The sequence below is a fragment of the Providencia sp. PROV129 genome (genome assembly GCF_028482245.1).
Lineage (GTDB): Bacteria > Pseudomonadota > Gammaproteobacteria > Enterobacterales > Enterobacteriaceae > Providencia > Providencia vermicola.
Genome location: NZ_JAMPQD010000019.1, coordinates 1 through 13663 on the forward strand (window position 1 = coordinate 1; position 13663 = coordinate 13663).

The 13663-nt window shown below is 42.3% G+C and carries 13 protein-coding genes and 1 other RNA gene; 5 read left to right on the forward strand and 9 right to left on the reverse strand.

What is annotated here, in order from left to right; translation table 11 throughout:
* Positions 1–97: 97 nt before the first annotated feature.
* An RNA gene (gene rnpB / locus PSF27_RS14180) (RNase P RNA component class A) lies at positions 98–471 on the reverse strand.
* A gap of 93 nt (positions 472–564) precedes the next feature.
* Positions 565–1437 (reverse strand): 16S rRNA (cytidine(1402)-2'-O)-methyltransferase, encoded by an 873-nt coding sequence (gene rsmI / locus PSF27_RS14185; RefSeq protein WP_206083573.1) that lies wholly within the window; start codon positions 1435–1437, stop codon positions 565–567.
* Positions 1438–1498: 61 nt separating this feature from the next.
* On the opposite strand from rsmI, the gene PSF27_RS14190 reads away from it, so the two are divergent.
* From PSF27_RS14190 to dolP, 4 genes are all read left to right on the forward strand, one after another.
* Positions 1499–3175: a penicillin-binding protein activator gene (locus PSF27_RS14190; protein WP_272681723.1), complete on the forward strand. Its 1677-nt coding sequence runs from the start codon at positions 1499–1501 to the stop codon at positions 3173–3175.
* Between the two features lie 47 nt (positions 3176–3222).
* The gene (locus PSF27_RS14195; protein ID WP_206083571.1) at positions 3223–3597 is read left to right on the forward strand and encodes a YraN family protein; all 375 of its coding nucleotides are present in this window, start codon (positions 3223–3225) and stop codon (positions 3595–3597) included.
* 343 nt (positions 3598–3940) lie between these two features.
* A complete protein-coding gene (diaA, locus tag PSF27_RS14200; RefSeq protein ID WP_004925390.1) occupies positions 3941–4531 on the forward strand; it encodes a DnaA initiator-associating protein DiaA in 591 nt (196 codons plus the stop codon).
* A gap of 9 nt (positions 4532–4540) precedes the next feature.
* Positions 4541–5116, forward strand: a complete 576-nt coding sequence (gene dolP / locus PSF27_RS14205; RefSeq protein ID WP_206083570.1) for a division/outer membrane stress-associated lipid-binding lipoprotein — start codon at positions 4541–4543, stop codon at positions 5114–5116.
* A 63-nt stretch (positions 5117–5179) separates the two neighbouring features.
* Here the strand turns inward: dolP and mtgA are convergent, their stop codons facing one another.
* The 3 genes from mtgA to arcB form a co-directional block, all read right to left on the reverse strand.
* On the reverse strand, positions 5180–5902 hold the full coding sequence (gene mtgA / locus PSF27_RS14210) for a monofunctional biosynthetic peptidoglycan transglycosylase (RefSeq protein WP_272681724.1): 723 nt from the start codon (positions 5900–5902) through the stop codon (positions 5180–5182).
* Positions 5903–5910: 8 nt separating this feature from the next.
* Positions 5911–6561, reverse strand: coding sequence for an isoprenoid biosynthesis glyoxalase ElbB (gene elbB, locus PSF27_RS14215; RefSeq protein ID WP_272681749.1), 651 nt, complete (start codon positions 6559–6561; stop codon positions 5911–5913).
* 232 nt (positions 6562–6793) lie between these two features.
* The gene (gene arcB / locus PSF27_RS14220) at positions 6794–9142 is read right to left on the reverse strand and encodes an aerobic respiration two-component sensor histidine kinase ArcB (RefSeq protein ID WP_272681725.1); all 2349 of its coding nucleotides are present in this window, start codon (positions 9140–9142) and stop codon (positions 6794–6796) included.
* Positions 9143–9443: 301 nt separating this feature from the next.
* Here arcB and PSF27_RS14225 point away from each other — a divergent pair, with 301 nt between their 5' ends.
* Complete coding sequence (locus PSF27_RS14225) at positions 9444–10850, forward strand: FAD-dependent oxidoreductase (protein WP_272681726.1); 1407 nt, start codon at positions 9444–9446, stop codon at positions 10848–10850.
* 60 nt (positions 10851–10910) lie between these two features.
* Here the strand turns inward: PSF27_RS14225 and sspB are convergent, their stop codons facing one another.
* From sspB to rplM, 4 genes are all read right to left on the reverse strand, one after another.
* Positions 10911–11390, reverse strand: a complete 480-nt coding sequence (gene sspB, locus PSF27_RS14230) for a ClpXP protease specificity-enhancing factor (protein ID WP_206083801.1) — start codon at positions 11388–11390, stop codon at positions 10911–10913.
* A 22-nt stretch (positions 11391–11412) separates the two neighbouring features.
* Positions 11413–12054 (reverse strand): stringent starvation protein SspA, encoded by a 642-nt coding sequence (gene sspA / locus PSF27_RS14235; RefSeq protein WP_206083565.1) that lies wholly within the window; start codon positions 12052–12054, stop codon positions 11413–11415.
* A 522-nt stretch (positions 12055–12576) separates the two neighbouring features.
* On the reverse strand, positions 12577–12969 hold the full coding sequence (gene rpsI, locus PSF27_RS14240) for a 30S ribosomal protein S9 (RefSeq protein WP_004258235.1): 393 nt from the start codon (positions 12967–12969) through the stop codon (positions 12577–12579).
* A gap of 14 nt (positions 12970–12983) precedes the next feature.
* A complete protein-coding gene (gene rplM, locus PSF27_RS14245; RefSeq protein WP_006814213.1) occupies positions 12984–13412 on the reverse strand; it encodes a 50S ribosomal protein L13 in 429 nt (142 codons plus the stop codon).
* Positions 13413–13663 lie beyond the last annotated feature (251 nt).

Here is a 13663-nt window from a genome sequence, read left to right on the forward strand (position 1 = left end):
GGCGGCAAAATGAGGAAATCCCTAGGAGCATACACCAGTATGTGACTAGGGTTGACGAATGACGCCAACACAGGCACAGCTTGAAGTATGACGAAAAAATGGGAGTTGGCCGATAAGCCGGGTTCTGTCGTGGACAACCATTCATCTAGGCCAGCACTTGCGCACTGGCTCCAGCAACCTACCCGAGTTCAATGCGGGCCGCACCATATGAACCCCTATTTGGTCTTGCTCCGGGTGGAGTTTACCGTGCCACGAACTGTTGCCAGTCGCGCGGTGCGCTCTTACCGCACCCTTTCACCCTTACCTGATCCTGTAAACAGGCCATCGGCGGTTTGCTCTCTGTTGCACTAGTCGTAGGCTTGCGCCTCCCAGACGTTATCTGGCACCCTGCCCTATGGAGCCCGGACTTTCCTCCCCTCTACCCGTCTCCCGAAGGGACTACGATAAAGCAGCGGTTGTCTGGCCAACTCCGCGGCGAATTATAGGCACTTTGCTACGGCTTGTACAGACTTTCGAACAGGCAATTGACGACTTAAGCCCTTGATAGCGCTATTTGCTTAAAAGTTATTCATCACCTTGATTATCTAACATCAATTTATACAGCATATTTTTCTTTAAACCGTAAATTTCGGCAGTAATCGCTGCTGCTTTTTTCGGGGGGAGCTCTTTTTGCAGTAAATTGAGAGTGCGGATAACATCAGGTGAAATTGCTGAGTCATCTTCAGGTTTCTTATAACCCTCTACAACCAACACCATCTCACCTCGATGGCGGTTTTCATCTTCTTGCACCCAAGCTAACAACTCCCCCACAGGACGCCCCTCAATAGACTCCCACGTTTTTGTCAGTTCACGGGCTAACACAACATGGCGATCTGGTCCCCAGACTTCCACCATATCTGCTAAACTGTCTAGTAAGCGATGGGTTGATTCATAAAAAATTAGCGTTCGTGTTTCTTGTTCGAGTGATTGTAAAACGTCCTTCCGGCCTTTTGTTTTCGCAGGTAAAAAACCCTCATAACAAAAACGGTCTGATGGTAAGCCCGCAGCTGATAGAGCAGTAATCGCCGCACAAGCACCAGGTAAAGGTACCACTCGAATACCCGCTTCACGACAGCGATTGACCAAATGATAACCTGGATCATTAATTAAAGGTGTACCTGCATCTGAGACTAATGCGATACTATCACCTTGATGAAGTTTGCTAATTAATTGATCTGCCTTTTGCTGTTCATTATGATCATGCAGAGCAAACAGTCGTGCATTTATCGCAAAATTTTGTAATAAAATGCCTGAATGCCGAGTGTCCTCTGCCGCAATAAGGTCAACATGTTTAAGAACATCCAGCGCGCGTTGCGTGATGTCGCCCATATTCCCAATCGGTGTTGGGACGATATACAGCGTGGATGCCATAACCACAGCTTGATTAGGTTGGTTCATTGTTTCATCCGAATAGCCGGTTTAAAATTAAGCAATTGAAAAATACACCATTGGATACAGTATGCGTCCTTCAATTTTTTTGCATTTGAAAAAAGGGTTAATCTGCACAGCAATGCTGTCCACATTTGCACTCTCTGGGTGCCAAATTGTCTCAGATTATTTTCCTTCCACCCAAAAAACACCTGAGCAAAGCACGTCCGATGCCAGCGGCTACCAAGCTATCATTGATGCGGCTCAAGGCAAACCCTCTCTGGAAGCACTTCGTGCCTACATTAGCCAAGAACCATTATTAAAGACAGCTGCCGAGCGCCAAGTTAACATCGATGGATTATGGAAGATGTTAACACAGTTGACACCAGATCAGATTCACGGAATTGGCGCAGAGGAAAATATTCTCCAAGGCTGGGTTGATCTGCTCGATATTTATCAAAATAACCAAGATGACCCTGATGCCCTCCGCGCGGGTTTTAACGACTGGAAAATGCGCTACTCCAACAACCCTGGTGCTGCGCTAGCCCCAACTCAGCTAATTCAAGCAATGTTACCGCGCGTCGGTAATAGCCCCAAAATTGCATTATTTCTCCCAATGAGCGGCCAAGGCAAAGTATTTGGTCAGGCCATCATGCAAGGATTTATGGATGCACAAAAAGGCATTCCTCAAGGTTCAGCAACGCCTGCAAGAACAGCCCCGCAGCCGAGTAGCGGCAACGATGTGCTAGACCAAATTTATGCAGAAGTTGCGAATACCGCAGGCGACGTCCCCGCAGATACAGACATCGTCTCCTCTAGCCTACAAATTGATGCTACACCTGTGAATACACAAACAATCAAAGTGTTTGATACCACAGGCAAGCAAATGCCCCAATTACTGGAACAAGCGAAAAACGAAGGTTTCAACCTCGTTGTTGGCCCGCTATTGAAAAATGATGTTCAAACTATCGCACAAATGGGTGCACCTGTTAGCGTATTAGCCTTGAATGAGTTGGATGCTAACCAATTACAGCCACGTCCAAATCTTTGCTATTTTTCGCTTTCTCCTGAGGATGAAGCGCAAAATGCTGCTGCGTATATGCGAGCACAAGGCAAGCAAATGCCATTGGTTTTAGTACCTGCTAATGCATTTGGAGATAGAATCGCCAAAGCCTTCGCTCAAGGGTGGCAATCAAAAGGTGGCGGTACGGTATTAATGCAAACCTTCGGTTCAGTGCCTTCTTTAAAAGAATCCATTAACCGTGGTGCAGGAATTCGAATGACGGGAACGCCGGTTAACACAGGTAACCCGCTAGGCGAAACAAGTGATGCAATTGACTCTGTTTATATCGTTGCAACTCGTGATGAACTCACACTGATTAAACCGATGATTGAAATGGCGATCAGTTCTCGCTCTCGCCCTGCACTTTATACTAGTTCTCGTAGCAACCAAGCAGGTTCAGGTGCAGACTACCGTTTTGAAATGGACGGCGTAAAATTTAGCGAAATCCCACTGCTTGCGGGAGCAAATAATAACCTACGCAAACAGGCGCAACAAAAACTGAATAATGACTATTCGTTATTCCGCCTGTATGCAATGGGTATTGATGCATGGTCATTAGCGAATAGCTATGACAAACTGCAACAAGCAGGACAAGTGAGAATCAATGGTGCATCAGGAACATTAAGTACACAAGCTAACTGCGTGGTATTCCGAGAACTGCCATGGTTACAGTTTAAACAAGGGCAAGTTGTCCCTGCGCAATAAAAAAAGATGAGCCATCAGGATGATGGCTTTTTTCAGACAAGGACGTCATGAAAGCAATTCAAAAACCCTTAAGATGGTTAACAGGCCGATATTACGAAAATCAAGCTCTCGCATTTTTGAAAAAACAGGGACTAACCTTTATTGAACGCAATGCGAGAAATCGAGGAGGGGAAATTGACCTCATCATGCGTGATAAAACAGGTTGGATATTTATTGAGGTTCGATTTCGCAAAAATTGTGATTACGGTGATGCGCTTTTATCAGTAAACTGGCACAAACGTAGAAAGTTATTAGCCGCAGCCAAAATTTGGCTTGCACAGCGACAAGAGAGTTTCGAAACCAGTGCCTGTCGATTTGATATTTGTGCTATTACAGGTAATCAATTCGAATGGATACAAAATGCCTTTAATGATGAAGGCTAATATTCGTCAGTAAGCTATTATATTCTTTATCATTAGCGATTGCAGTCAACACAGCGATAGCGCGAACATGACGGGTTTACCCTAAATAATTCGTGTTGTCGTAAGGCGACAAGTGAGCTAATCCCTATGAGCATACAAAAGTATGTGATTAGGGTTAGCGATTGCAGTCAACACAGCGACAGCGTGAACATGACGGGTTTACCCTAAATAATTCGTGTTGTCGTAAGGCGACAAGTGAGCTAATCCCTATGAGCATACAAAAGTATGTGATTAGGGTTAGCGATTGCAGTCAACACAGCGACAGCGCGAAGAATGACGGGTAAATTTTTACAGGAAAAAACCAGTGCTAGATAGAATAAAAGTTTGTTTTACCGAAAGTATTCAAACTCAAATTGCAGCCGCTGAGGCGCTGCCCGATGCGATTTCTAGAGCCGCTATGATGATGGTTCAGTCTTTGCTTAATGGCAACAAAATTTTATGTTGTGGCAATGGCGCATCTGCTGCTACTGCACAACGTTTTGCTGCGAGTATGATCCACCGATTTGAAACTGAGCGCCCTAGTCTTCCTGCTCTTGCACTGAATACCGATAATGCGGTACTTACCGCAATTTCAGGTAGCAAGCAACCTACTGAAATTTATGCGAAACAAGTGAGAGCATTAGGCCAGCATGGTGATGTTTTAATGGCAATTTCCACCCATGGTAATAGTAGCGATATTATTAAAGCTGTTGAAGCCGCTGTTACACGGGATATGACCATTGTCGCTCTTACTGGCTACGATGGAGGAGAGCTTGCTGGCCTGCTTGGCCCACAAGATGTTGAAATTCGTATTCCTTCTCAGCGCAGTGTTCGAATTCAAGAAGTTCATCTTCTTACTGTAAATTGTCTATGTGATCTTATAGATAATACCCTTTTCCCTCATCAGGATGATTAAGGAGACAAAATGCGATTAATACCCATTTTTGCCATAGTAATCAGTACGATTCTTTTACAAGGCTGTATTGGTGCTGCAGTTGTTGGCTCTGCCGCTGTTGCCACGAAAAGTGCTTCTGACCCACGGACCGTTGGCCAGCAAGTTGATGATGGCACATTAGAAGCTCGAGTGAGCGGGCAGCTCAATAAAGATAAAGAAATTACGGGTAAGGCACGAATTATTGCCACTGCATATAAAGGTAATGTGCTATTAACTGGGCAAAGTCCTGACATGTCATGGGCTGAACGCGCCAAACAAATCGCCTCGAATGTTGATGGCACCGTATCCGTTTATAATGAAGTGCGTAACGGTGAACCTGTCGATTTAGGTACTGCTTCCAAAGATACTTGGTTAACCACTAAAGTTAAATCAAAAATCTTAGCGAGTGACAGCGTTAAATCGGGTAGTGTAAAAGTGATTACTGAGAATGGTGAGGTTTTTTTACTTGGCGTATTAACAAGGCAAGAGGGTGATGCTGCAGCTAAAATCGCCAGTGAAACTGATGGTGTTCGTCGAGTGACGACGGCTTTCACTTATCTCAATTAATCATAAACAATAATATATCCGAATAAGAATAAGAGCCATTAGTGAAAAACTATGGCTTTTTTCTTATTCAGACAAAATATCATTTACTTTCAGAAAATTCTTACCGCCCAAAAGGTGCATTTGGTTCAATATCCACGCCTGCCGTCTCAACACATAAGAAGATGGTGATTTCGCACTATATCGGTGTGGATTAGGAAGAACTGCTGCTAAAAGTGCAGCCTCACTCATAGAAAGCTGACTAGCAGGCTTATTAAAGAATTTATTTGAGGCTTCTTCAACACCAAAAACCCCATCACCAAACTCAGCAATATTAAGATAAATGGTCAGTATTCTCTGCTTAGACCACATAAGCTCCATTATTGGTGTCATCACTGTTTCTAGGCCTTTTCTAACCCAGCTTCTACCATCCCATAACCATAAGTTTTTAACGGTCTGCTGGGAGATTGTTGAGGCACCTCTAATTGATTGTTTATTGTTCACATTATGTTTATAAGCACGTTCTATTGCATCAAGATCAAAACCCCAATGATGTGGAAAATTTTGATCTTCAGATGCGATAACCGCTAAATAAATATACGGAGAGATCTGTTTTTCACTGACCCAAGCAGAGCTAGATACATAAGAAAAATTTAAGTTTAACCATGCACTAATTTGGCGTTCAAACATAACCGCTGAGAATGGCACGGGCACATATTTAAAGACAATGACAGTACAAAACCACACCAGAAGTAATGAAATTGTGATCTTCTTTAACCCGCGCCATAATCGAGAAACAATAGTTAGCATTCAAATAATCACGCCATTTCCAATACTTTCTTAACGAGTTTATTAATCCCTGTATTTGCTTCAGAAATTGATTGTGCCAGCATATAAGCAGGGGTTGTTATAACTCGGTTAACTTCATCAACAACAATGTCATCAACTGAACATTTGATGTGTTCTCCTCCCATATTTTCTATTTGAGCAATCGTTTCGCTGTCATCACCAATAGTTAATTTCACTGATGTATTTAACATTTTCGGAAGCATAACAGGTGCAATACACATCAGCCCTAGAGGCTTTTTTTGTTGGTGCATTTGGCGAACTAAACTTAATAGTTCTTTATTAATCTCACAGTCACTTCCTTTAACTGCAAAATCACATAAATTTTTTGCCGCACCAAACCCACCAGGAATAATGAGCGCATCCAGCTTAGAGGCATCCGCAGAGGACAAAGGGGATATTTTACCACGTGTAATACGGGCCGATTCCTCTAGTTGATTACGTTTTTCTGTTTTTTCTTTTCCATTTATATGATTTATAACAGTCGGTTGTAATTCATCAGGTGCAAAAAAATGAACTTCAGCATTATTTTGACTCAATGCCAACATTGTTAATACTGACTCATGAACCTCACTTCCATCAAATACACCACAGCCACTTAAAATAACCGCAATTGATTTCATATCTTGCTCCATTTGTAGTAAATTATCTCTCAAGCGATAAGGCAGGCAAACATCAATCTTCATCACAGATTTTAATGAATCTTGTAACAGATTCGCTAAATTTTGGTATCTTGATGTTATTGCTTACCGCGATTAACCTAATTTAACGATTTGCCTAGAATGAAAACCACATGCAAATCAACGATTTCCCTGGTGTTGGCGCAGTATTCGCGCACCCCAACTTCGGTTGGGGTTATTTTTTTGTGCGCACATCAACCCAGTTTCTTAAAGTTTCTATATCGTCTTTCCAATCCTGTTTTAATTCATCAACCCATTCTTGTACATTATCCCACCAAGCTGGTAAATCAGGAGATTGGATTTGCTGAGCTATTTTCTGTAAATTCCTTAAGCCCACAGAACCCGCTGCACCTTTAATCTTATGAGCCTCTTCCACGATACCCTTTTGATCTTTTGCAACCATATTAGAATCGAGAATTGCTAAGTAGCCTGGAAGCATTTTTTCAAATACGTCTAGCCCATCATAAATTAATTTAGGGCCAACCAATTCAATATATTGCTCCAACATTTCACAATCTAACCTTGATTCATCAACCGTTGATTTAGGGATATCGCTTTGAACCTCGTCTTCAGAGTGAGCGGCTTGCTCGCCCCAAAACTGCTCAATAACTTGAGTCAGCGCTGGAACAGATAATGGTTTGCTTAAAACGCCATCCATACCTGCATCAAAGTACTCTTTTTTATCTTTAAGCACATTTGCGGTCAGTGCGATGAGTGGAGGTAAATCCTCCTTGTCATATTGCTGTTTCAGTTGCCTTGAAATATCCAACCCTGTCATATCTGGTAGCTGAATATCTAATAAGACTAAATCGTACTCACCAGGTGCGAACATGGATAACGCATCTTTGCCTGTCATTGCGACATCAACTGTATTCCCTAAATTTTCTAATACAGAGCACGCCACAACAACGTTTAGCTCAATATCTTCCACTAATAAAATATGCAAAGCAGGTAATGGGTAATCATCATCATTTTCTTCAAATTCCACAACTTCATCGTCAACAACAGGCGCAGAAATAGATAACGTAAATGTAGAACCTTCGCCTATTTGACTTTCAACTTGGATGTCTCCCCCCATATTTTGTGCTAGCCGGCGAGATACAGAAAGTCCAATCCCCGTTCCCGTTGCAGGCTTACCACCCGCAGAATCTGTTACTTGGTAGTACATTGCAAAAATTTTATCTAGCTCATCTTTGGGGATACCAATCCCGCTGTCTTGTACCCTAAAAAACAACTTATTTTCAGACTCTTGCCAGATGCTGAGTTTGACTTCCCCTTGTTGTGTAAATTTGACTGCATTACCAATTAAGTTCCATAATATTTGGCGCAAGCGCGTCCCGTCAGTTAGTACTTTTTTCGGCAATGCGGGGGCGACATCCATGACAAATTTAAGCCCTTTTGGCTGAACTAATAAGCCACTTAAATTTTCGAGATCATTCACAAACTCCGATAATGTGATTGGCTGGTTATCCAACTGAACTTTACGGCGCTCGATCTTATCCATCTCAATGACATCGTTGAAAATATTTCCTAATGTCACTGCACTGACATGAATCGTTTTTAAATAGCTAGATTGTTCCGAAGTTAACTCAGTGTCTAACAATATTCGGCTCAAGCCAACAATGCCGTTAAGGGGAGTACGAAGCTCGTGGCTGATTGTTGAGATAAATGTGGTCTTCTCCCTACTCGCGCTCTCTAATGCCTCTTGGTAACGTTTACGCTCTGTTATATCGCGCCCAAAACCCATGAGGCCATGACGTTTGCCAACTCGGTCATAAAATGGCACTTTTCGTAGCTCAAAACAGGCTTTTCTACCGTCTGGGTAAACCAACCATTGTTCATAGGTTAGAGAAACATTATGGCGAAAAACTTTTTCATCGGTTTCCATCACTTTAGAAGCGATTTCCACATCATAAATATCTAGAGGGGTTAGCCCAACTAAGTGTTTTTCACTTTTCCCAGTCAGAAGTTCCATTGCCCTATTACAACCCGAAAATTCGTTATTTTCATTACGGTAATAAACTAAGTCAGGGGAGGCATCAAGGAATGAGCGTAACAATACCGATTGCTGCTCAAGTTCAATTTGAGTTTGCTCACGGTATTTCATTTCTTGCTTAAGTTGTTCAAGTAATTCTAAATGTGCACGTTCCGCTTTTTCACGCTCAAGTATTTCGAGGTTGAGCTGCTCTATATTTCCTTGTAATTGCGTGTTTAAGTCAGCGTCACGCTTGCGCATTACCTCAAGCTTATCCACCATACGCGATAATCGTTGGCGTGACTCTTCCAGTTGTTCCACCACAACAGACAGAAAGTAAACCGCAAGTGGAGTGATAATAAGCCCAAAGAAAATAGACCCGACCATATCTAAACTATCTACATGCCCGCGCAAGAAGATAGCGACCGCCATTTGCATTATCATGGCGAGTACAACAAGTGCGGATGCGAGTAATAGTGAAAATCGCACCAATCCAAGTTTCATCATCAAATCGACATAGTATTGCGCAAGGCCGCGAAGTACTTTCATAACCACCCCTTAGTAAAATTCTCTTTGAATCATATATCAAACAGGGCAGATTCGGATGTTTATTAATACAAAATGTCGATCCTGCTCATTCAATAGCCATTTTTTATCATTAATGATAAATAACAATCAGGTATTTTCTTTGTTTTAGCTCGAGTAAAAATGTATCTCGGGTTACTTTTCATCATAATCGTTTGAAAAATAGATCAATCGTGCGACTTATACTGACTTTTGTCGTGCTAAGCTTTAGGCTTCAAAGCGCACTGTATGATGTAAAATCAGACTAAGTTCAGTAAGGACTACCATGAATGCCAAAATTATCGGTCTCCCGCGAAATGAACCGCAAAAAAAAGCAGTCAATATTCGAAAAATAGATTTCGTCGAAATTTATGAGCCTGATGATGTCAACAATACGCAGCAACAGGCAAGCCGTTGTCTCTCCTGCGGTAGTCCGTTCTGTGAATGGAAATGTCCTTTGCATAATGCCATTCCTAAATGGCTAAAATTAGCAGAGGAGGGTCGTATTATTGAAGCCGCTGAATTATCTCATCATACCAATAGCTTACCTGAAATCTGTGGCCGCATTTGTCCACAAGATAAACTGTGTGAAATGGCCTGTGTATTGAACGATACCTTTGGCGCTGTCACCATTGGACACATAGAACGTTATATCAATGACACCGCATTCTCTCTAGGTTGGCGGCCTGATCTTTCCCATGTCACGCCAGTGAATTTCCGTGTTGCTATTGTTGGTGCAGGCCCTGCTGGCCTTGCGTGTGCAGATGTTTTAGCGCGTAATGGTGTACAAGTGACTGTATTTGATAGACACCCCGAAATTGGTGGTTTATTAACCTTTGGGATACCCGCATTTAAATTAGAAAAACAGGTCATGATACAACGACGCGACATTTTCACTAAAATGGGAATTCAATTTCAACTTAACATCGATATTGGCAAGGATATACATCTCAATACGCTTGAGACGGATTATGACGCGATTTTCCTCGGAACAGGTACATACAGTGCAATTAAAGGTGAACTGCTCAGGAATGACGCTCAGGGCTGTTATGATGCCCTACCTTATTTAATAGCTAACACACGTCATTTGATGCAACTCCCACCTTTACCTCTTGAACCTTATATCGATTTACAGGGAAAAAATGTGGTTGTGCTCGGCGGAGGTGATACTGCAATTGACTGTGTGCGAACAGCGATTCGCCAAGGTGCTTCGCAGGTGGCCTGTATATATCGGCGTGACAAACAAAGTATGCCTGCTTCACTAAAAGAGATAAATTATGCAATTGAAGAAGGGGCTGAATTTTATTTTCATTTACAAGCCACTGAGATTCTTTTGAATGGGGCTCAAAAAGTCCGCGGAATTTCTGTCGTCCGCACCCAAAATGGTGAACTCAAAGAGGGACGAAACGCCGTAGAGCCTATCAAAAATTCAGATTTTACAATTGAAGCGGATGCCGTCATTGTTGCTTTCGGTTTTCGCCCGCACAAACAACCTTGGGTTGAAGATAATCTTGTACAATTTGACTCGCAGGGGCATATTTGTGTAAATCGCAATAGCCCGTTTCCTTTCAAAACTTCCCATGAAAAAATATTTGCTGGGGGGGATGCCGTTCGAGGTTCAGACCTGGTTGTCAATGCAATTGCCGATGGACGCAGTGCCGCCGAGGGTATTTTACTTTTTTTAGGGGTATAGAAGAACATAAAAAAACAGAGGAAAATCCCTCTGTTTTTCTATCAACATGAAGTGAATTTGCTACTTAACCACTCTTAACGCAGGTCTGCCTTTTGGTGGTCTTGGTGGCTCATCATCCGAAGGTTCTTCAGCGCTATGCTCAACTAATGAGCTATCTTGAACTAATGAAATCCCTTCTTCTTGCGAATCATCTACGTCTTCAAAATCAGAAGATATTTGTGCATCATAGGCTGCTTCAGGTTCAAACATCATCCCTGCACCATTCTCACGCGCATACACAGCCATAATTGCGGCCATTGGGACATACACTTGACGAGGAACTCCACCAAAACGTGCATTAAAACGCACTTCGTCATTGGTAATTTCAAAGTTACCCACAGCACGTGGTGCAACATTCAATACAATTTGCCCATCCCGAGCAAATTCCATTGGAACGTTAACAGTAGGAACAGTGACATCAACCACCAAATGCGGGGTCATATCGTTATCGAGTAGCCACTCATAGTGGGCACGTAACAGATAAGGGCGACGTGGTGACATTGCTGTCATTTCCATCATACTTTTAGCCTCTTGCTGACAGACGCATTTCGCGTTCTAATTCCGTCAAAGATGCTAAGAATGCATCACGCTCAAATACACGTTGCATGTACATCTGTAAATGTTTGCTATTAGCAGGTTTCAATTCAATACCCAGTACAGGTAAACGCCATAACAGCGGCGCTAAGTAGCAATCAACCAAGCTAAATTCATCACTCATAAAGAATGGCATTTCAGCAAAAACAGGCGAAACGGCAATTAACTCTTCCGTTAGTTGACGACGCGCGCTATCCGCTTCCTGAGCACTGCCTTTTTCTACTTTGTGCATCAGAGAATACCAGTCTTTTTCAATGCGATGCATTAATTGACGGCTAGTTCCACGCGCGACAGGGTAAACAGGCATTAATGGAGGATGAGGAAAACGCTCATCAAGATATTCCATGATAATCAGCGGATCATATAAAGTCAGCTCACGATCAACGAGTGTCGGAACGCTTTGGTACGGGTTGAGATCAATGAGATCTTGAGGCGGATGACCAGGTTCAACATGTTCAATTTCGACGCTAACCCCTTTTTCTGCCAGGACGATACGTACCTGATGGCTAAAAATGTCAGTTGGGCCTGAGAACAATGTCATTACCGAACGTTTGTTAGGAGCGACAGCCATTAAAACCTCCAAATTACAAAAATGGACGAAATGTAATTAATTTTTAATTACCCGTTACCCATTTTAAAATCCCCTGTGTCCTACTTTCATTTATCCATACTGAAAGTCAACACAACCCTCCCGCACAGAAAGGCGAGAAATGATGAAATAAAAAAACAGGGGCATATTCTAACAGATTTTGTACAGCTTAGGGGGGAGTGATAGGAAAAATCATAGGTTTATTTCATTGAAGAAGAACAATCACACAAAAATCAAAATAAAAAACAAAACTAACCAAAATTAAAAAACAATAAACCTTAAAGTTAACTCCATGGTTATCTAAATAATATGATAAAAAAAACAATTTTTATTACCAAAGAGTGATTATTTTAAATTTTAGACTAATTCGTTGTCTTTTTCTGCTAATTATATTTAATTCTTTTTTAAATTATCTTTAAACGTCAGTTTATTAATTTTTAGGCAATAAAAAACCCGCCATAAAGACGGGTTTTTTCATCAATTTTATGCCCACAGGGCAATAAATTAACGTTTGGAGAACTGTGGACGACGACGAGCTTTACGCAGACCCACTTTCTTACGTTCAACAGAACGCGCATCACGGGTAACGAAACCAGCTTTACGCAGATCAGAACGAAGAGTCTCATCATAAGCCATCAGTGCACGAGTAATACCGTGACGGATTGCGCCTGCTTGACCTGAAATACCACCACCTTTAACAGTGATGTACAGATCCAGTTTTTCCAACATTTCAACCAATTCTAACGGCTGACGAACGACCATGCGCGCAGTTTCGCGACCAAAGTACTGTTCCAGCGTACGCTGATTGATTGTGATGTTACCGCTACCCGGCTTAATAAAGACACGAGCAGATGAGCTTTTGCGGCGACCAGTGCCGTAGTATTGATTTTCAGCCATTGCTATAATCCCGATTAAATGTCAAGAACTTGCGGTTGTTGAGCCGCGTGGTTGTGCTCATTACCTGCGTAAACTTTCAGTTTACGGTACATTGCACGACCCAGAGGTCCTTTTGGCAACATGCCTTTAACCGCGATTTCAAGCACACGCTCAGGACTGCGAGCAATCATTTCTTCGAAAGTTGCTTGCTTGATTCCACCTACATGGCCAGTGTGGCGATAGTAGATTTTGTCTTCGCGTTTTTTGCCGGTAACAGCAATTTTTTCTGCATTCAGAACGATGATGTAATCACCAGTATCCACGTGCGGAGTGTATTCCGCTTTATGCTTACCGCGCAGACGGCTAGCAATTTCTGTTGCAAGACGGCCTAAAGTTTTGCCATCTGCATCAACAACGTACCAGTCGCGTTTTACGGTCTCTGGTTTAGCTGTAAAAGTTTTCATTAAAACTTACCCAATATTGAAGTTACACGTTGGTGAACACTCATGTTCATAAGCTTTCTGAGGTTCACACGACTCTTTGTCCAGTAAACCTACCCCTTCGAGCAGCCTAACTGGCATTATGCGTTATTTTTTGGGAAATAAAAAATAGCGCTGTAACGTGGGGTCGCAAGATTATAGAGAAGTCAGAAACAAAAATCGACCCCAAATGCATTTTTTTTACGTTTGTGTGAATATCAAACGCCATTTGTACT